This window comes from Mesorhizobium sp. M0296 (assembly GCF_040321675.1).
GTDB lineage: Bacteria > Pseudomonadota > Alphaproteobacteria > Rhizobiales > Rhizobiaceae > Mesorhizobium.
In genome coordinates this window covers 1-17551 of record NZ_JAMYRZ010000019.1, presented here as the reverse complement: position 1 = coordinate 17551, position 17551 = coordinate 1, and the positions used below count along the sequence as shown (strand labels likewise).

At 59.7% G+C, this 17551-nt stretch carries 15 protein-coding genes and 5 pseudogenes; 12 read left to right on the top strand and 8 right to left on the bottom strand.

The window, feature by feature from the left end; genetic code table 11:
* Position 1: 1 nt before the first annotated feature.
* The 7 genes from NKI97_RS18925 (at position 2) to NKI97_RS18895 (ending at position 5967) form a co-directional block, all read left to right on the top strand.
* Positions 2-883 carry an ABC transporter permease gene (locus NKI97_RS18925; protein ID WP_135913985.1) on the top strand — a complete coding sequence of 294 codons (882 nt, stop codon included), beginning with the start codon at positions 2-4 and terminating at the stop codon, positions 881-883.
* A gap of 7 nt (positions 884-890) precedes the next feature.
* Positions 891-1892, top strand: a complete 1002-nt coding sequence (locus tag NKI97_RS18920) for an ABC transporter ATP-binding protein (RefSeq protein ID WP_352836042.1) — start codon at positions 891-893, stop codon at positions 1890-1892.
* The gene (locus tag NKI97_RS18915) at positions 1889-2944 is read left to right on the top strand and encodes an ABC transporter ATP-binding protein (RefSeq protein WP_352835830.1); all 1056 of its coding nucleotides are present in this window, start codon (positions 1889-1891) and stop codon (positions 2942-2944) included. Before NKI97_RS18920 ends, NKI97_RS18915 begins: the two co-directional genes overlap by 4 nt.
* 53 nt (positions 2945-2997) lie before the next feature.
* Positions 2998-4398: a CapA family protein gene (locus tag NKI97_RS18910; protein ID WP_352835828.1), complete on the top strand. Its 1401-nt coding sequence runs from the start codon at positions 2998-3000 to the stop codon at positions 4396-4398.
* A gap of 195 nt (positions 4399-4593) precedes the next feature.
* Positions 4594-5076, top strand: a complete 483-nt coding sequence (locus tag NKI97_RS18905; RefSeq protein WP_502907114.1) for a recombinase family protein — start codon at positions 4594-4596, stop codon at positions 5074-5076.
* Positions 4983-5363 (top strand): hypothetical protein, encoded by a 381-nt coding sequence (locus tag NKI97_RS18900; protein ID WP_352836039.1) that lies wholly within the window; start codon positions 4983-4985, stop codon positions 5361-5363. The genes NKI97_RS18905 and NKI97_RS18900 overlap by 94 nt, the downstream gene beginning before the upstream one ends.
* An 88-nt stretch (positions 5364-5451) precedes the next feature.
* A complete protein-coding gene (locus NKI97_RS18895) occupies positions 5452-5967 on the top strand; it encodes a MerR family transcriptional regulator (protein ID WP_352835823.1) in 516 nt (171 codons plus the stop codon).
* Between the two features lie 219 nt (positions 5968-6186).
* On the opposite strand, the pseudogene istB reads toward NKI97_RS18895, so the two are convergent.
* Positions 6187-6907 (bottom strand): annotated as a pseudogene (istB, locus tag NKI97_RS18890) (IS21-like element helper ATPase IstB).
* Positions 6908-6951: 44 nt separating this feature from the next.
* Here istB and NKI97_RS18885 point away from each other — a divergent pair.
* Positions 6952-7446, top strand: coding sequence for a transposase (locus NKI97_RS18885; protein WP_352835822.1), 495 nt, complete (start codon positions 6952-6954; stop codon positions 7444-7446).
* Between the two features lie 100 nt (positions 7447-7546).
* Here NKI97_RS18885 and NKI97_RS18880 read toward each other — a convergent pair whose 3' ends face one another.
* Complete coding sequence (locus NKI97_RS18880; protein WP_352835819.1) at positions 7547-7990, bottom strand: helix-turn-helix domain-containing protein; 444 nt, start codon at positions 7988-7990, stop codon at positions 7547-7549.
* Positions 7991-8439: 449 nt separating this feature from the next.
* Here NKI97_RS18880 and NKI97_RS18875 point away from each other — a divergent pair.
* Positions 8440-8602, top strand: a pseudogene (locus tag NKI97_RS18875) (IS5/IS1182 family transposase); the annotation flags it as partial.
* Between the two features lie 149 nt (positions 8603-8751).
* On the opposite strand, the gene NKI97_RS18870 reads toward NKI97_RS18875, so the two are convergent.
* The 5 genes and pseudogenes from NKI97_RS18870 to NKI97_RS18850 all read right to left on the bottom strand — a co-directional run bounded on the left by NKI97_RS18870 (position 8752) and on the right by NKI97_RS18850 (position 12665).
* Positions 8752-9936, bottom strand: a complete 1185-nt coding sequence (locus tag NKI97_RS18870) for a glycine C-acetyltransferase (RefSeq protein ID WP_352835817.1) — start codon at positions 9934-9936, stop codon at positions 8752-8754.
* Positions 9937-10000: 64 nt separating this feature from the next.
* The gene (locus tag NKI97_RS18865; protein WP_245518733.1) at positions 10001-10960 is read right to left on the bottom strand and encodes an aminotransferase class IV; all 960 of its coding nucleotides are present in this window, start codon (positions 10958-10960) and stop codon (positions 10001-10003) included.
* A gap of 329 nt (positions 10961-11289) precedes the next feature.
* Complete coding sequence (locus tag NKI97_RS18860; RefSeq protein ID WP_352835813.1) at positions 11290-11745, bottom strand: Lrp/AsnC family transcriptional regulator; 456 nt, start codon at positions 11743-11745, stop codon at positions 11290-11292.
* A 34-nt stretch (positions 11746-11779) separates the two neighbouring features.
* Positions 11780-12030: pseudogene (locus NKI97_RS18855) on the bottom strand (hypothetical protein); the annotation flags it as partial.
* A 476-nt stretch (positions 12031-12506) separates the two neighbouring features.
* Positions 12507-12665 (bottom strand): hypothetical protein, encoded by a 159-nt coding sequence (locus NKI97_RS18850; protein ID WP_352835811.1) that lies wholly within the window; start codon positions 12663-12665, stop codon positions 12507-12509.
* Positions 12666-13949: 1284 nt separating this feature from the next.
* On the opposite strand from NKI97_RS18850, the gene NKI97_RS18845 reads away from it, so the two are divergent.
* Entirely contained in the window at positions 13950-14594 is a 645-nt protein-coding gene (locus NKI97_RS18845) for a hypothetical protein (protein WP_352835809.1), read from the top strand.
* A 255-nt stretch (positions 14595-14849) separates the two neighbouring features.
* Positions 14850-16070, top strand: coding sequence for an ATP-grasp domain-containing protein (locus NKI97_RS18840; RefSeq protein ID WP_352835807.1), 1221 nt, complete (start codon positions 14850-14852; stop codon positions 16068-16070).
* Positions 16071-16079: 9 nt separating this feature from the next.
* Here the strand turns inward: NKI97_RS18840 and tnpC are convergent.
* A pseudogene (tnpC, locus tag NKI97_RS18835) lies at positions 16080-17183 on the bottom strand (IS66 family transposase); the annotation flags it as partial.
* A gap of 64 nt (positions 17184-17247) precedes the next feature.
* On the opposite strand from tnpC, the pseudogene NKI97_RS18830 reads away from it, so the two are divergent.
* A pseudogene (locus tag NKI97_RS18830) lies at positions 17248-17551 on the top strand (IS110 family transposase); the annotation flags it as partial.

The following is a 17551-nucleotide window of genomic DNA, read 5'->3' as shown; positions in this document are numbered from 1 at the left end:
TATGACCCTCCTCTCCGCACCAGTTGAATACGTTCCGACGGGCCGCCTGCGAATATCTGACCTTCCTCGTCTGGCAAGGCGTCATCCACTGGTCATTGCAGGCGGCGGCCTGTTGGCGCTTCTGGTCATGCTGGCGCTCGCTGCCCCGATTTACGCCGGCGATCCGGCAAACATGGATCCGTTCAAGCGCCTCCAGCCGCCTTCCGCCGAGATGTGGTTCGGGAGCGACAATCTGGGCCGGGACGTGTTTGCGCGAACGATCTTCGGCGCCCGGATCTCCCTCATGGTCGGATTGATGTCGGCGGCATGCGCTGCTCTTGCCGGGGCTCTGATCGGTATCATCGCCGGCTATAGCCGCAGCTTTGACAACGTCGTCATGCGGGTCATGGACGGCCTGATGTCCATCCCGACCATTTTGCTTGCCATCGCCCTTATTTCTCTTACAGGCCCCGGCATTGGCATTCTCGTCGTCGCCATTGCGATTCCCGAGACGCCGGCCGTCGCGCGGCTGGTTCGGTCGGTGGTTCTGGGTGTTCGCGAGCGTCCCTATGTGGAGGCCGCGATCTGCGGCGGTGCGCGCCTGCCCAAGGTGCTGTGGCGGCATATCCTGCCAAGCACCATTCCGCCGCTGATGGTCCAGGGGGCTACTGTCTGCGCCAGCGCGATCCTGACGGAGGCGGGACTGAGTTTCCTCGGCGTGGGCGTGCCGCCCGAGATTCCGAGCTGGGGCAACATGATCGCCAGTTCGCGCCTGTATCTCGCCATCGCCCCGTTGACCATCTTTGCCCCAGGCATCTGTCTTGCCGTCACGGTCCTTGCCGTCAACCTGCTCGGGGACGGTTTGCGTGACCTGTTCGACCCCCGCGCCAAGCGGAGGCGCTAACGTGCAGATGCATGAAACTGTAGGGAACGATGTGCTTCTCGATGTTCGAGGCCTTGAGACGCGCTTTTACGGCGAAGACAGCGTTACCCGGGCCCTCGGCGGCATCAGCTTCCAGGTGAAGAAAGGCGAGACGCTCGGCGTCGTCGGCGAATCGGGATGCGGCAAGAGCGTCACTGCCCTCTCCATCCTTCGACTGCTACCGAAGCTCACGGCCAAGACCGTCGGCGGCGAGATCCGCTTTCACGGGCGTGACCTCCTCGACCTGTCTGATCGGGAGATGCGACAGATCCGCGGCGACCAGATCGCCATGATCTTCCAGGAGCCAATGACGAGCCTGAATCCGGTCTATACGGTCGGCCACCAGATAGCCGAGGCGGTGCAGATCCACACTAAAGCATCCCGCTCCGTGGCCATGGAAAAGGCCGCAGAGATGCTCCGTCTCGTCCGCATCGCGGACCCCGAGCGTCGCGTCAGCAACTATCCCCATGAGATGTCAGGCGGCATGCGCCAACGCGTCGTGATCGCGATGGCCCTTGCCTGCTCCCCGGAACTGTTGATTGCCGACGAGCCGACGACCGCGCTTGATGTCACCATCCAGGCACAGATCCTGCGGCTCATCGTCGATCTCAAAGAGCGCACGGGAACGGCAGTCATGTTCATAACGCATGACCTGGGCGTTGTAGCCGAGACATGCCAACGCGTGATCGTGATGTATGCCGGCCGGATCGTAGAACAAGCGAACGTGATAGATCTGTTTGCGCGTCCCGCGCACCCCTACACGCAGGGCCTCATGCGATCGGTGCCTGATCCGCGGCGTGGCCGCCAGCGGCGCCTTCCAGAAATTCCCGGGATTGTGCCAAACCTGCGCGAGCCCATTGTCGGCTGCAGCTTTGCGCCTCGCTGCCCATTCGCTATCGATATGTGCCGAGAGAAGACACCCATCCTGCGTGATGTCGGGTCGAGCCACGCCGCGGCTTGCTGGCGCGCTGAAGAGGTGATGGGCGCATGAACTGTCCTCTGCTGAAAGTCGAGAATCTGACCAAGCATTATCCGCTTGGGGCGGGATTCCTCAAGAAGACCATCCCGGTGATCCGAGCGGTGGATGATGTATCCTTTTCCGTCGAGGCCGGCGAGACGCTTTGCATCGTCGGTGAATCCGGCTGCGGCAAGTCCACCGTTGCACGCCTATTAATGCGGCTCGTGGACCCGACTAGTGGACGCGTGCTGATCGATGGCACCGATATTGCTGGCCTCAAGAAGCACGATCTTCGCGCGTATCGCCGTCGGATGCAGATGGTGTTTCAGGATCCTTACTCGTCGCTAAACCCGCGTCTCACCGCCGGACTGATTATCACCGAACCGGTCGAAAATTATGTGCGTCTCACCCGCAAGCAACGCGAGGCCCTTGCCGCGGACCTTCTCCAGAAGGTGGGAATGTCGCCCGAGATGATGCACAGGCTTCCGTCCGAGCTGTCGGGTGGCCAGCGCCAGCGGCTCGGCATCGCACGCGCCCTGTCACTCCAGCCCTCGCTTATCATCGCTGACGAAGCAGTATCGGCCCTTGATGTTTCCGTGCAGGCACAGATCCTCAACCTGCTCATGGATCTGCAACAACAGATGGGTATCGCTTTCGTCTTCATCTCGCATGACCTTGGCGTTGTGGAGCATATCGGCCATCGCGTCGCGGTCATGTATTTGGGCCGGATCGTGGAGCTCTCCTCATGCGAGGCGCTGTTCGCTAAGCCGGTCCACCCCTACACCGAGGCGCTACTCGCGGCGGCACCTGTCCCGGATCCCACGCGAGTTCGACTGGAGGCGCCCGTCGAGGGCGAGGTGCCAAGCCCGATCAACCCGCCGACCGGGTGTGCGTTTCATCCCCGTTGCCCGCTCGCTGTCGAGCGCTGCCGCATCGACGTGCCACCTTTGGTGCCGATGGCAGACGGGCGGGCGGTGGCCTGTCATGTGCGTGCTCCAGCCTCTGACATCCCGGTCCAACCGGCTGTAGCGGACGATCATTCGCCTGCTGATGTACTTGAGCCTCATCCGAGCCCGACGCATTGAGAAACAAGTGTAGACCAGTGAAACTGATGCTCTTGAAACAAAGGAAATAGCATATGGCTTCTCACGAAGATGGTCACCTTTCGACCCTCCGGGATGGTGGCTTTGATGCAGTGGGTTCAATCGACACGAACGTTGCAGACGGTTTCACTATGGCGGCAGTCGGCGACCTTCTTTACGCCGGGCCTGTAACAAAAGGCTATCATCCAGGCTTTGCCGATGTTCTCAGGATCTTCGATGGAGTGGACGTCCAGTTCGGCAATTTGGAAACCAACATCCTGGATGTTCAGTCTAAAGGGTGCCCGCAAGCCGAGTACGGCGGCGCATATTTGATCGGTGTTCCGGAGCTTGGAGCTGATTTGAAAGCGATGGGCTTCAATATGGTTAGTCGCGCCAATAACCATACACTGGACTGGGGTGTCGAAGGTATGCGCGAGACAACCCGGGCACTTGATGAAAACGGCATCGTCCATGCGGGTGCCGGCGAGAATCTCGCGCAAGCCGGTGCGGCCCGGTATTTGGAAACGCCCCGCGGGCGTGTGGCGATGGTGTCATTTGCTACAACCTTCATGCCCATGGCCCGAGCGTGCGACCCCGCCGGCGAGGCGCCGGGCAGGCCAGGACTGAACTCCCTTCGCTTGGCAAAAAGCATAGTGGTTCCACCGGAGATGCTAGAGCAGCTCCGGCAGGTGCGCGAGTTACTTCCTTGGTATGTCCCCGCGCCGAAAGATGCATCGCGTGTGGTTATTGGCGAGGTAGTTTTCAAGTCAGGGGAAATAGCAGGATACAGCTTTGAACCCAGTTCGCGCGACGTCGACAATATTCTGCGCAATTTGCGTCGTGGGAAGCAGTTCGCGGATTTCTGCATGGCCACGAACCATGGACACGAGCCGGGGGAATTCACCGACCAACCGCCTGATTATGAGCAAACATTTGCTCGTAAGACGATCGACGCCGGAGCCGATGCCTACATAAATCACGGACCGCATCATGTGCGGGGCATCGAAATCTATAAAGGCCGGCCCATCTTTTACGGCTTGGGGAATTTCTTTAACCAAGACTTAAGAACGCCGATCGGGGCTGACATGTTTGATGCACACGGTAAAGATCCGAGGTTCAATACGGATGCGGACGTAACAGCTCATGAAATGGCAGTAGGCTATCCAATTCAAGAGGGCTTTATATCGCTTTCCGCTCCACTTTACTATGAGAGCGTGATAAGCGTAAGCCGTTACGAGAAAAATCAGCTTGCCGAACTGAGATTGTATCCAATTGAGCTTCGGCGCACACAGCGGTTGGCGAACCGAGGGGTGCCACGCTTGGCATCCGCGCCGCAAGCAAAGGCCATTCTCGAGCGGCTACAGAAGCTGTCGAAGCCATTTGGCACCAAGGTCGAGATTGAAAACGAGGTTGGAGTAATCCGGAGTGCGGCCCAGCTTGGCCCGTGCGGTATGTAAGGCGTTATCAACTTAACTCGCGTTCAGCGATTTGCGTATAGACCCTACGGCATGAAAACCGCGACTGGCGATGTCACGTTGTCTAAATATAAACGCGTTGAGACCTGCGGCCGCTGATGTCGGCTGACCGTTGGTGCACGGATCGTTTAGCGGTCTAAGCTAGGCAGGACGGGACCGCAACATTGTGGCTTAGTCATGCCTTCCAAACACAATAGCGCACGTGTTGATGCTCCGGTGCCCGAGAAGATCGGCGACCTGCGCGTGCTGCAGATCCTGCACAACCCGCGATATGCCGGTGGATTCGTCTATGGACGCACGCGCAAAGCCTACAATGCCAAGCTCAAGTCCGTGCAGCTGCGCGTGGCGAAATCCGATTGGGAGGTTCTGATACCCGAAGCCCGCGAGGGCTACATTTCCTGGGCCGAGTACGAGCGCAATCAGACTACCCTGGAACAGAACGCCGCCGGCTTTTCTCCTGGCCTGCGCGGACGCATGCCCCGCCAGGGCAGCGCTCTGTTGCACGGCTGCTGTGCGGCCGCTGCGGTGCACGCATGCGCGTCCATTACGAGCCATTCGAGGGGCGGCTGCGCCCGTATTATGTCTGCAACGAAGCCGTCGTGCGGCACGCCGGCAAACATTGCCAATGGATGCGCGGCGCTCCAGTCGACGACGCGGTGAGCGCGCTCCTGCTGGAGGCGATGGCGCCGGCAGCGATCGACGTCGCGCTTGCCGTGCAGCAGGAGATCACCCAGCGCGTGGAGCAGGCCGCGGCCCTGCGCGGCACGCAGCTGCAACGCGCCCGCTACGAGGCTGAACTGGCCCGCCGGCGCTACCTTAAGGTCGATCCGGACCCGCCTGGTCGCCGACGCGCTGGAAGCCGACTGGAAGGCACGGCTGCGCGACCTCGACGCACTCCAGCGCGAGCACGAGCACCAGAACGAAGCCGACCGCTCGCTGCTGGATGAGCCAGCGCAGAAGCGCATCAGGGCGCTGGCCGCCGATTTCCCGCGCATCTGGAACGACGAGCGCACCGGTGCCGTCGAACGCAAGCGCATGCTCGGCCTTCTCATCGAAGATGTGACGCTGCTCGTCGAGGAGCAGGTCAACATCCATATCCGCTGGCGCGGCGGGCGCACGCAGAGCCTGTCGGTGACCAGACCGCGGCCCATGTCAGTGATACGCAAGACGCCGGCACAGGTCGTGGCGTTGATGAATGAGCTGCTGGAGACCGCCAACGACCAGCAGATCGCCGCCCGTCTCAATGAACTCGGGCATCGCAACTGGCGCGGCGAACCCTTCACCCTGAAGAAGGTCATGCTCGTGCGCCGCACCTATGGAGTGAAGAACCGGTACGAACGGGAGAGCGGAATGCTGACCGGCGAGGAAGTAGCCCAGCAGCTCGGCGTGTGCGCCTCGACCGTTCACCAACTCGGGCGAAAGGGCATTCTCAAGCGCCATCGATACGCCACCAACCATCGATACCTGTACGAACCTGCGGATTCCAACGATCGCGCGCATGCATTCCAACCTGATGCCGCGCACCTTTCCGATTTGATCGCGCGCATGTGAGGCGACGGATCGTTGAAGGTAAATGTGACTACGAACTTGTCCTGGTCAAGCTGATGCCGATGAGATCGCTGTTGACGGCTGAAGATTGCTGCCGACGACGGAGCGAAGCAGACCGGCGCCGCGCTTACCAACGCGCCGTAGGGGTCGGTCTGCTTCGCGGGTCGCGCGTCCGACATTCTTTTGGCCAGGATATTTTCCACGGTTTTGCGGTCCGGCCTTTCAGGTCTGTATTTCGGCCGATTGGCGCAGACGGCGCATGGACTCGCCGCTCATTTTAAGTCTGTGAGCGTTGTGAACAAGACGATCCATGGTCGCAAATTTTCGTGCCATCTGGCTACGGGGAATTGGCTGGTGACGAGCGTCGACCGGCGGCCGTATCGTCCCTCAAGGATTTCCAGCAGATAATGGGGAGCATTGCCGACGATGGGCTGAAGCCCGTAGTCATCGAGGATGAGAAGTTCGACGGCGCCGAGACTTTTCAGGCGCGCTGCGAGGCTGCCGATGCCGCGGGCCTGCTCGAGGCTCTGCAGCAATGCCGGCATCCGGACGTAAAGGACCGAATGATTGTCGCGGCAGGCCTTATGTCCCAAGGCACAGGCCAACCAGCTTTTCCCAATGCCTGTCGGGCCGACAATGGCGCAGTTCTCGTGCTTTCTGATCCAGTCGCCCGCAACCAGCAGGTCGAGTGTGCTGCGATCATATTCGCGTGGCGCACGGCGAATGATATCCTCGGGAACAGCAGGATGGTGCAGTTTCGCATTGCGAAGCCGAAAAGACGCTTGTTATTGCGCCAGGTTGCTTCCTGATCCAGCAGCAGCGCCAGCCATTCGGCATGACTGAGGTTCTCGCTGTCTTCGTTATCGGCAAGTCTTGCGAAGGCCTCAGCCATACCGGCAAGCCCTAGCTGCTGCAGCAGGTTGAGGGTGGGATGTTTGAGCATTTCTAGTCCTTTCAGTGGTAGTATCCGGAGCCGCGGATGTTGGAGTGCTGGATCGGTTCCTGCTCGAGGCGCTCGGACCTGGGGATGCGGTCCAGTTCCTTTTCGAGAATGGATTTGATGGCGTCGACAAGGCTCACACGCTGATCCGGCGGATGCACTTCACCGATGCTTCGGTCACCGACACCGAACCGGCCGACGCGCTGATCTGCGGCGATGAGGAGGCGGCCTATGGCGACCAGGCCTATTACACCCATGCCCGGCATGCCCGGCTCAAGCAGGCCGGCATCAAGGACCGGTTGATGCATCGGCCCAACAAGCACCATCCGCTGACGCCGCGCCAGAAGCAGCACAACCGGCTGATCTCCAAGGTGCGGGCGGCGGTGGAGCGGCCGTTTGCGGTGTTCAAGCAGTGCTACGGTATGCGGCGGCTGCGCTTCTTCAACCTGGCGACCAACCGGACGCAGTGCGTGCTTGCCGGCTGCGGCTACAATCTGCAACGGGCGGCGGCCGTCCTCTTCCCGGTGAGGAAGCCGGGATGAGGGGGCGGAGTCTGCCCAAAATCCGCCGAAGGGGAGCCAATTGGGCCCCCGAGGCGGGCAAAAATGCCCTGCAACCGGGCCAATGTGGCCTGATTGCGGTTCAAAAAACGCCCATGCGCCATCTGCGCCAAACTTCGGCCCCCGTGCAAAGCCCTCCCATCACCAGAGGTAACCGGCCTTGCCAGTTTCGGAACAGCTCACAAAATCTCGAATACCGGTATCCAGCTGGATCCCGAGCAATGTGCTCTTCCCAGAGCACCTGCAACGTCACATGCTTGCGCTTTAATTCGCGCGCGACAGCAGACCAGTCCGGCTCGGACTGCTTCCGGCGCCCAGCTTTTTTACCGGGCGCCCCGTAAAGGCGCTGCTCCAGCTCGCGGTCACTGATCGTATCCGGTAAAGGCCATGTCAGTCCTTCCCGCTGCATTCGCTTCAACGTGTCGCGGACCGAAGTCTCCCCAACGCCTAATTGCTTGGCAATGATGCGGTTCGAAAGACCGACATCCAGCCGCAGTTTCAATATCTCGCGCACCTGGCGCGTCATGAGGCTCCTCGTCGGCAATTCACTTCTCCATGGCGATTCCACCTGGAGAAATAACCCCAACGATCGGGCCTCACGACAGCGACTTACTGCGCGCCATCCTCTCGGAATGGTGCGCGGATAATTGTCGGAATGGTGCGCGTCATCATCTCGGAACGGTGCGCGCGATCAAATCGGAATAGTGCGCGCGATGAACCCGGATTCCGCACGAACCGGGGCAACGTCAGACTGAAAAAGGCGCCGGCAGTCGATATGGAAGCGCATCATCAAGCCATAGCGCCGGTAGGTGGCGTTTATCGTGCCCTAGGCACCGGCCCCGTGAGCAATGGCTGTCTTCTCGTGTCAATCCGCACGGGGCGCCGCGACGCCGCCCAGCCGGGCGAAGCAGGCCGAGTGGCACGACAGCCACGACAGCATGTCCTTGGCGGTCGACCAGATGATCGCCTCCTTACGTCGAGACCGCAATAGGGCGATACAAGTCGATCTGGGCGGCGTTTGCGGGCACGGTCGGTTCCCGTTCAGCAGACCGAAGTCGCCATCGGCTGCACCGTGTTCAACTGCATGCTTGCCTGCGCACGCTCGAAATCCGCCCGCCGCAAGGCAAAGGAAGCGTAGCCCGCGCGGTCATCAAAGATCAAGACCCGTCATGCTCCAGATCTGTGCACCAACGCCGCGCCGAAGCAGCTAACGCACATACTCTGACGAGACTCTAATTTAGAATTCGCCGGAAGCTCTGTGGCGGCGAGGCAGTTAGAGACTGCCGGTTATATGATCGACAGTTCCCTTGCTACCTCGGCAAACGCCTCAACCGCACGATTAACGTCCGCAGTCGAATGCGCCGCCGACATTTGCGTGCGGATGCGCGCCTGGCCCTTCGGTACCACCGGAAACGAGAAGCCGATGACATAGATGCCGCGCTTCAGCATGCGCGCCGCCATCTCCTGCGCCAGTGTCGCATCGCCGAGCATGACCGGGATGATCGGATGATCGGCGCCGGCCAGGGTAAAGCCGAGCTTGCCCATTTCAGACCGGAACCGCGCCGCATTGGCATAGAGGCGCTGACGCAGCGCATCGCCATTTTCGATCAGTTCAAACACCCGGATCGAGGCGCCGGCGATCGCCGGCATCAGCGTGTTGGAAAACAGATAGGGACGCGAGCGCTGGCGCAGCCAGTCGACCACCGGCTTCCTGCCCGACGTGTAGCCGCCCGACGCGCCGCCCAATGCCTTGCCGAGCGTGCCGGTGATGATGTCCACCCTGCCCTCGACGCCGCAATGCTCGGCCGAGCCGCGCCCATTCTTGCCGACGAAGCCGACTGCATGGCTGTCGTCGACCATCACCATTGCATCGTACTTGTCGGCGAGATCGCAGACGCCCTTGAGATTGGCGATGATGCCGTCCATGGAAAATACACCATCGGTGGCGATCAGCCGAAAACGGCAATCCATCGCCTCCTTCAGCCGCGCTTCCAGATCGGCCATGTCGTTGTTGGCGTACCGGAAACGCTTCGCCTTCGACAGCCGCACGCCGTCGATGATCGAGGCGTGGTTCAGCGCGTCGGAAATGACCGCATCCTCCTCGCCGAGCAGCGTCTCGAACAGGCCGCCATTGGCATCGAAGCAGGAGCCGTAGAGGATCGTATCCTCCACGCCGAGGAAGCCAGAAATCGTCGCCTCGAGCTGCTTGTGCTCTTCCTGCGTGCCGCAGATGAAACGCACCGACGCCATGCCGTACCCGTAGCGGTCAAGCGCCTGCTTGGCGGCATTGCGCAATTCGGCGCTGTCTGCGAGCCCGAGATAGTTGTTGGCGCAGAAATTCAGCACCTTTTCGCCGCCGACTTCGATCTCGGCCGACTGCATCGAAGAGATCACTCGCTCGGATTTGTAAAGGCCCGCCGACTTCAGGCCGGCGAGTTCATTCGAGAGATGAGAAATGAAAGCGTCGGTCATCGGCATACTCACGGCAGCAAAGACTTCCCCGCTGGGGAGGAGCGCTCGACAATATATCGCGGTACTATGCGTAATTTACCGCGGTCGACCATGCGGGATCGGCATGCTTCTCCCAATACAGGTCTGTCAGCTGGCGTGTTAGAGCGCCAACCTTGCCGTCGCCGACAACGGTCTCGTCAATCTTGGATACCGGCATGATCCCGCCCGCTGTAGACGTGATGAAAACCTCATCGGCACCCTTCAGCTCGTCGCGATCAATGTCGCCGGCACTGACGGAAAGGCCCAATTCGCCGCATAGATCAAATACGGTCTGCCGGGTAATGCCTGCAAGGACGCCATAAGCCGGCGTCTTCAAGCGGCCGTCTTTGACGGTGAAAACGTTAAAGCCAGGCCCTTCGGCAATGTTGTCGTTGATGTCGACGATCAATGCAGTTTCGGCGCCGTAGTCATACGCATCGAACAGGCCCTTTACTAGATCGAGCCAGTGATAGTTCTTGATGGACGGATCGATCGACTTGGGCGGGATCCGAACGGTGTTGCTGATGGCGACATGCAGGCCGCGCTCAAGCTGCTCCTTGTTGGCGACCGACCCGAAAGGCACCGCGAATGCGATGAACCTGTTCTCCGACTGGCGCGGGTCACGGCTAAAGGTGGGCGACCCGCCTCGCGTGCAGATCATTTCGACATAGGCCGACTTGTGCCCGGATAGCGCCACACAGGTCGACAGGATCTTTTCGATCTCAGTGGGGTTGTAGGGAATTTTCATGCGGAGCTTTTCCATCCCGCGGAAGAACCGGTCCAGATGCAGGTCCAGCCTGAAGAATCTTCCGTCCCATACATGAACGGTATCATAGGTGGCATCGGAATGCAGAAAGCCCCAGTCCAGGACGGACACCTTGGCTTCGGACATCGGCAGGTACTGACCGTCCATGAAGGCTATGCCATGAGGATAGTGCCGTTGATCCCGGTGCCGTTGTTCTATGGCTGGGTGAGCCGTTGCAGGTTCGGCTGCAGTAAGTGTCATTCCTGAGTCCTCCAAATCTTGCAATCCAGGCGCTCCGCACACCCGGTTACGATTTGCCGTCGCGGAACCGCCCAGCGGCTTCACGTCTCAGCAATTCAAATGTTAGCGCACCTCAGACCGCCAGCACGCCGCGCGTGCCAGATATCGTCAGCGCGATCGATTATCGCCTGAGCGGAGCCATAAGCCCTTTCGAGGCCGGCCGCCGGTCACCCGACGATCAATTAAATCGCAGACTTCGATGCACTGATTGCGATCAAATTGGCGCCCCGGCCGCAACGCACGCTTCAAAAACGGGGGAGGAGTGGCGGAAACGTTCAGCCTTAAAAGGGCTACACTAAAACCCGGGGCTCAAACTTCACGCGGTCCAACGCAATCAAGCTCCTGAACTTGCGGACGTTGGCATTTGTATACAGTTTGGTCTTTATAAAAATGTCAAAGGCCTCGACGTCCTCCACCACTACAACAAGGACGAAGTCAGCATCACCTGTAACCATATAGCATTGACTGACTTCTTTCGCCGCCCTCATCGCTCGCTTGAAGTCATCGACAAGATCTAAACGCTCGCGATCGAGCTCCACTGTCACGACGATGGTCAGCGACTTTCCGAGCGCTTTGGAGTCGAGAAGGCAGATATCAGCGATGATAACGCCGTCGGCGCGTAACTTATTGACGCGGCGCATGCATGAGGCCGCAGAGGAACCCACGAAGTCCGCTAGCTCGGCAAAAGATAACCTGTTGTTCTTTTGAAGCGCGCCGAGTATCCGCCTGTCAAGGTCATCTATCATCCCAATACCCCCGAGACGAAATCACGATGAGGCTTTAGCGATCCGAAACGCTCGTTGCAAGATCGGACGCGCAATGAAACGCCACCTGCCGTGGGTGCACGGATCTGGAGCATGACGGATCTCGATCTTTGAAGACGCGCAAACGCCGCCCGTTGATCGACTTGTATCGCCCTATGGCGTCTCGACGAGCGAGCGTTTGCCGTAACCGTTGGAGGCCTGCCATTTCATCCGGCCGTTTCTGCTGATTGCGGCGATATGCCGGTCCCTTTGGCCGGAAGGTCCATCGTCGTCCTTCGACAACGGCGGCCCGACCGCAAGCCATCCTACGTCTTATCGTCTGCGAGGTCATCCTCGACTAGGAGCGCTTCCAAGGCCAAGTCTGGTTCAGGATCCTGTGGCAGACAGGATCCGCAAGCGAGCACACCCTCCAAAGGCGGGTCCACACGTATGGCGACTACATCGATCTGGAGCGGCTGCAGAGCCGAGTGATCGAACTCAACGCCTCAGGCAAATGGACAGGGAGATCGCGGCGGCCTTGAACGCGGAAGGCTTTGTCGCAGCACGCGACCGCGCGTTCAGTTCAAATGTCTGGCCTCTGCGCACGTTGGGGCATCCCCATCGTTTAGATCAACGGGACGAGCGCCAATCCCGACCTATGGCCAGACGGAACCTGCTCTGTTCAAGGGTCGGCGGCCACCCGGGGGGCACACCACCAACCGTCTTCGACTATCTCGCACGCGGCTTGCTCGAGGGGCATCAGCTCACAAAGGGGCAGCCTGAGCAAATCGAACTCCAGACGACCAGATCAGCACACTGCGGGTACGGATCGCAACGCAATAGGCGATCAAGGAAGGAGGCTTTATGACAACTTCGGTGATCCCGCAATGACCGTCGCCGCCATCGACCGCCTCGTCCACCACGCCATTCTCCTTGACTCCACGGCGACAGCTACGGTCTTCGCGAAAAGCGTCGGTTCGGCCTTCTGCAGAAGGCCGGACCGACGTTTGTACCCAACAAAACAAACCAGTGAAAGGGGCGCATTGCCTCAAGGAAAAAGTACCGAGCGGCTTCGTTGCCTCACCTAAAATGTTACCGGAGAAGGCTCATGCCGCCATTATGCCTTCACCCTTGGGGCGGAAGACGAAGATGACACATGCCATGCGCATGGAACTGGCCAAGTCAGGGAGCGCTATGCGGCCGCAACGACTAAAGGCAAGCGCCGGATAAGTTCATTGCGGCGACGGGGTATCACGGAAAGTCCGCAATCCGTATCCTGAACAGCCACCCGGAGCCGAAGCACCGCCAGGCCCGTCAGCGGCCGTCGCTCTATGATGAGGGCGCCCGGAGCCGCCTTGATTGTACTGTGGGAAGCTTCCAATCGAGTTTGCGGCAAGCGGCTCAAGGCACTGCTGCCCATTTTATTGCCGGCGCTGGAACACCAATGAACATTTGAAGCTTGAGGAGGAGATACGCCACAAGATCCTGTCGATGAGCGCCGCCACGATCGACCGCTTGCTCCATATGCCAAGGCGCAACATGCGTACGAGAAAGCCGGCAAGGGTTGTGCCAGGGCCGCGGCGGCGCGTAAATGCGCACCTTTGCCGACAGGAACGAGCGGCTTCCCGGCAGCATGGAAATGGACCCGGTGGGCCATCGTGGAAAGGCCAACCGCGGTAGCTACCAACAGCCTGGTTCTTGACCATATCGGGAGCGGATGGACAGAGGCCCCGCCCATCGTGGTGCGAGAAAGCACGCTCGTGGTCGAGACACTCGAACGCATCCGCATGAATCTGACGCGCAGAACCCACTTCTTGGGAGGGAGACGTGCATTGATATTTCCAGAGTGTCGCGTACGCGACACGGTGATGTTCGACTTAGCCTCCTACTGCACTCTCATGTAAGCATTTGAGTTGATGTGCAGAAATTCGCTTTTATGGCCTCTTCTCAGCCTGGCACAACTTTTGAAGCATCTCTTGTGAGGCGGCAAAGCGAAGAAGGGAGGCAGCATGTCAGGTCAGGCATCAAGCGCAGAGCGCGGCAGAATTCAGGGGGCGAAGTACGATTTCACGGCAAGCTACAATCGCAGGTGGCCTCACGCCTATTTTCGGGAGTGTTTGGCCCTGGACTATATGATTACAGATCGAGCTAAGCCGATCTTCGAAAGGATCTTCGCCAATTATCGACGCGTTCGGAACAAGAGGAACTTGAAGATAATCGATGTCGGTTGCTCCTATGGTGTCAACGCTGCCTTGCTGCGAACCGATCTCGACCTCGACGATCTGTATGCTGCCTATCTGGAGCCCAGCGGATCGCTGTCGCGCCGACAGGAGATCGAGCATCGCGCTTTTTTTCGCAATCAGGGCCTCCGTGACGACATCCAGTTCGTCGGCGTGGATCCATCGTTCCGGGCTGTTCGCTATGCGCTGGATCTGGGCCTGTTGGAGGCTGGCGTCACGGCTGATCTGGAAACGTGTGAGTTGACGGTCAAGGAACGTAGCGCGCTGGCGGATGCGGATATCCTCATCAGCACAGGCTGTGTGGGTTACGCCACCGAGGCAACTTTTGCACGCGTGTATGAGGCCTCAGCGACCTCACGCCCGTGGGTCGTCGCTTTCGCAATGCACCCCTTCAGCTATGACGACATCGCGGCGGCCCTTAAGGCTTTCTCATTGGAAACCGAGCCTTTAAAACGGTTCAGACAGCGCCAGCGGCGCTTCTCCACATCGACGGAAAGGCAGGCGATCCTGCAGGCCATGGCCAAACTTGGCATGGACGATCGCCTAGAGCGCACGAGCGGCTACATCTATGCATCCTGCTATATTTCCGCACCGCCAGGCGAAGCGCTCTGAGCTTTGTCATGGACGGACTGCCGCGGCGACAATCAAGGTGAGACTCAGCGTCGATCAGGATGAGACTCGGCGGTGGGGGTGTGACGAAGGGAGGTTGCAACAGATCTTTCAACTAAGTTTACAGAATCTTTGCGACCGCCAAGCGCGGCCAGTTGGTACGTTAACCCCAACGTCTGAGGTGGGCACGGATAAAAAGTGATGCCTGTTTACGCTCGGGCCGCCTCACACAGCACGCCACGTCGGAGCTAAAAATCCATGGCAAGAAAAGCGCTCATCCTAGTTGAAGGTCACAGGGGTAATGGTCCGCTCCATGTCCAAGCGGCTCAGCGTCTTGGCCTTCATCCAATTACCTTGGCCACAGATCCGGCGCAGTATGAATATCTTGCGCCGGAAAGCATAGAGGCTATTCGTGTTGATACAGACAATTTCGATGCGCTGATCCGTGAATGTTACCGGCTCCGTGCTAACTATGACATTGCTGGAATTACTGGCTTTTCGGGAGACGACGAGTCGGTCTCTGCAACAGTCGGCAAGCTCTGCCGGCACTTCGATCTACCGGGACCGACCCCCGCATCAATTGAAGGATGCTGCAACAAATTCACTCAACGTCAGCTTCTCGCGGAGGCTGGCGTGCCAGTACCTGCTTATCGAGTGGCGACGAACGCGACGGAGGTGGAAAGCTTTGCCGCGGAGATCGGACTGCCGGCGATTCTTAAGCCGGTCCTGGGCAGCGGCAGCATTGGTGTCCGATTGTGCCGCAATGTCGATGAGTTAGCCGAACATACAACCTATCTGTTGGGCGGGATGCACATATGGCGTTCTTCGCCTAGGATACTGGTCGAAGAATTCGCACAAGGCCCGCATTATTGCATTGAGATAATGGGAAATCAGGTCATTGGGATTGGCGCCCTCGACTTCTGCCGCCCACCTCATTTCGTCTGTCGTGAGTTCATCTATCCGGCCGTGCTGAGTGATGACGAGCATGATCGTATCTCTGACGTTTCGCTGAGCTGTTTGCGAGCTCTCGGTCTTGGTTGGGGTCCAACGAACGTTGAACTCCGGTGGACGAAGCGTGGCCCAGTCGTGATTGAGGTCAATCCGCGTCTTCCAGGTTCGCCCTGTCCTGAACTGGTTCAGCTGGCTTACGGTGTCGATCTCGTCACCGAGCACATCAAACTTGTGATCGGTGCCGAATGGAATTTGCGCAAAAGCCATTCGGAAACTGCGGCCGCGCGGTTCCTAGTTGCTGATCGCGACGGCACCCTCGATTGGATCGATGGCGACAGTCGGGCAACGGCTTTACCAGGTGTCGCCGAAGTCAAACTATATGTTCAACCCAAGACGCAGATCGTCAGGAAAAGTGATTTCCGAGACTGTATTGGACATGTCATCGCCGCTTCACCCTGCCCTGCTAAGACAGATTCGATACTTCAGCGAGCTATCGATTTAATCAGTTGGTCGATCACCCCATTGTAAGCGCTGTTCTCAGGCCACGGCCTTAAGCTCGGGAGCCGGGATGTAGGCCCAGGGTAGCAGATCGTCGATCTGGCTGTTGGGGTGGTCATTGACGATCCTGGTGAGGACATCGGCGAGATAGCCGAGCGGCTCGACGCCGTTGAGCTTGCACGTCTCGATAAGCGACGCGATGACGGCCCAGTGTTCGGCACCGCCGTCGGAGCCTGCAAAGAGGGCGTTCTTGCGGTTGAGCGCGATCGGTCGGATTGAGCGTTCGACTGTGTTGCTGTCGATCTCGATGCGGCCGTCTTCAAGGAAGCGCGAGAGGCCTTCCCAGCGCGAGAGCGTGTAGCGGATCGCCTCGGCGAGCTTTGTCTTCTGGCTGATCAGGCCGAGCTTCTCGCGCAGCCAGGGTTCGAGATCGACGATGATCGGGCGGCTATTTTCCTGACGCATCGCGCGGCGCTCGTCGGCCGACCGGCCACGGATGCCGTCCTCGATCTTATAGAGCTCCGCGATCCGTCTCAGCGCCTCGCTGGCAATCGGCGCGGGACCGGCTGCTGCCAGTTCATAAAAGCGCCGACGGACATGCGCCCAGCAGAAGGCGAGCGTGACGCCGCTTTTCTCGGCCAGCACGCGATAGCCGCCATAGCCGTCGACCTGCAAGATCCCGGTGAAGCCTGCGAGATGAGCGATCGGACGCTCGGCCTTTCGGTCCGGCGCATAGACATAGGCGACGCCCGGCGGGTCGCTTCCCTCCCATGGTCGGTCATCACGGGCATAGGCCCAGAGTTGGCCTGTCTTCGTCTTGCCGCGGCCGGGATCGAGCACCGGCGCGGTGGTTTCGTCAGCAAAGAGCTTCGGCGAAGCCTTCAGTTTGCCAAGCAGCCGCTCATGCACAGGACGCAGATGCCAGGCGGCGCGGCCGACCCAGTCGGCGAGCGTGGAGCGATCGAGATTGATGCCCTGTCGGGCGTAGATCTGCGCCTGACGATAGAGCGGCAGATGATCGGCATATTTGGAGACCAGCACCTGGGCGACCGTCGCCTCGGTCGGAAGACCACCCTCGATCAGCCGGGCCGGCGCGGGAGCCTGAACCACCACATCCTCGCAGGCGCGGCAGATCCCATGGGGAGTGGATCGTGGCCCGCACTCTGGCAGAGTGGGCCATCGCAACTCGCTCTTTGGAGGCCCTTTCATGCATCTTTCGACCGCCGATCAATCCGAGCTAGAAGCCGCTGTCCGCGTGGATCTTGGCGCAATCTTCGTCTCGCTGGAGCTGTCCAGATCGACCTGGCTAGTCACCTCGATTGTACCGGGCAGCGAGAAGATGTCGCGCCACATGGTCGCCGGCGGTGACAGTGCCGGGCTGCTCGTCTGCCTCACCGGGCTGCGCAGCAAGGCCGAGGCGCGCACGGGCACGCTTTATCCGTTGGTGGTGATCCAGGAGGCGGGGCTGGACGGCTTCTGGATCGACCGGGTGCTGAACCGCGAGGACTGGA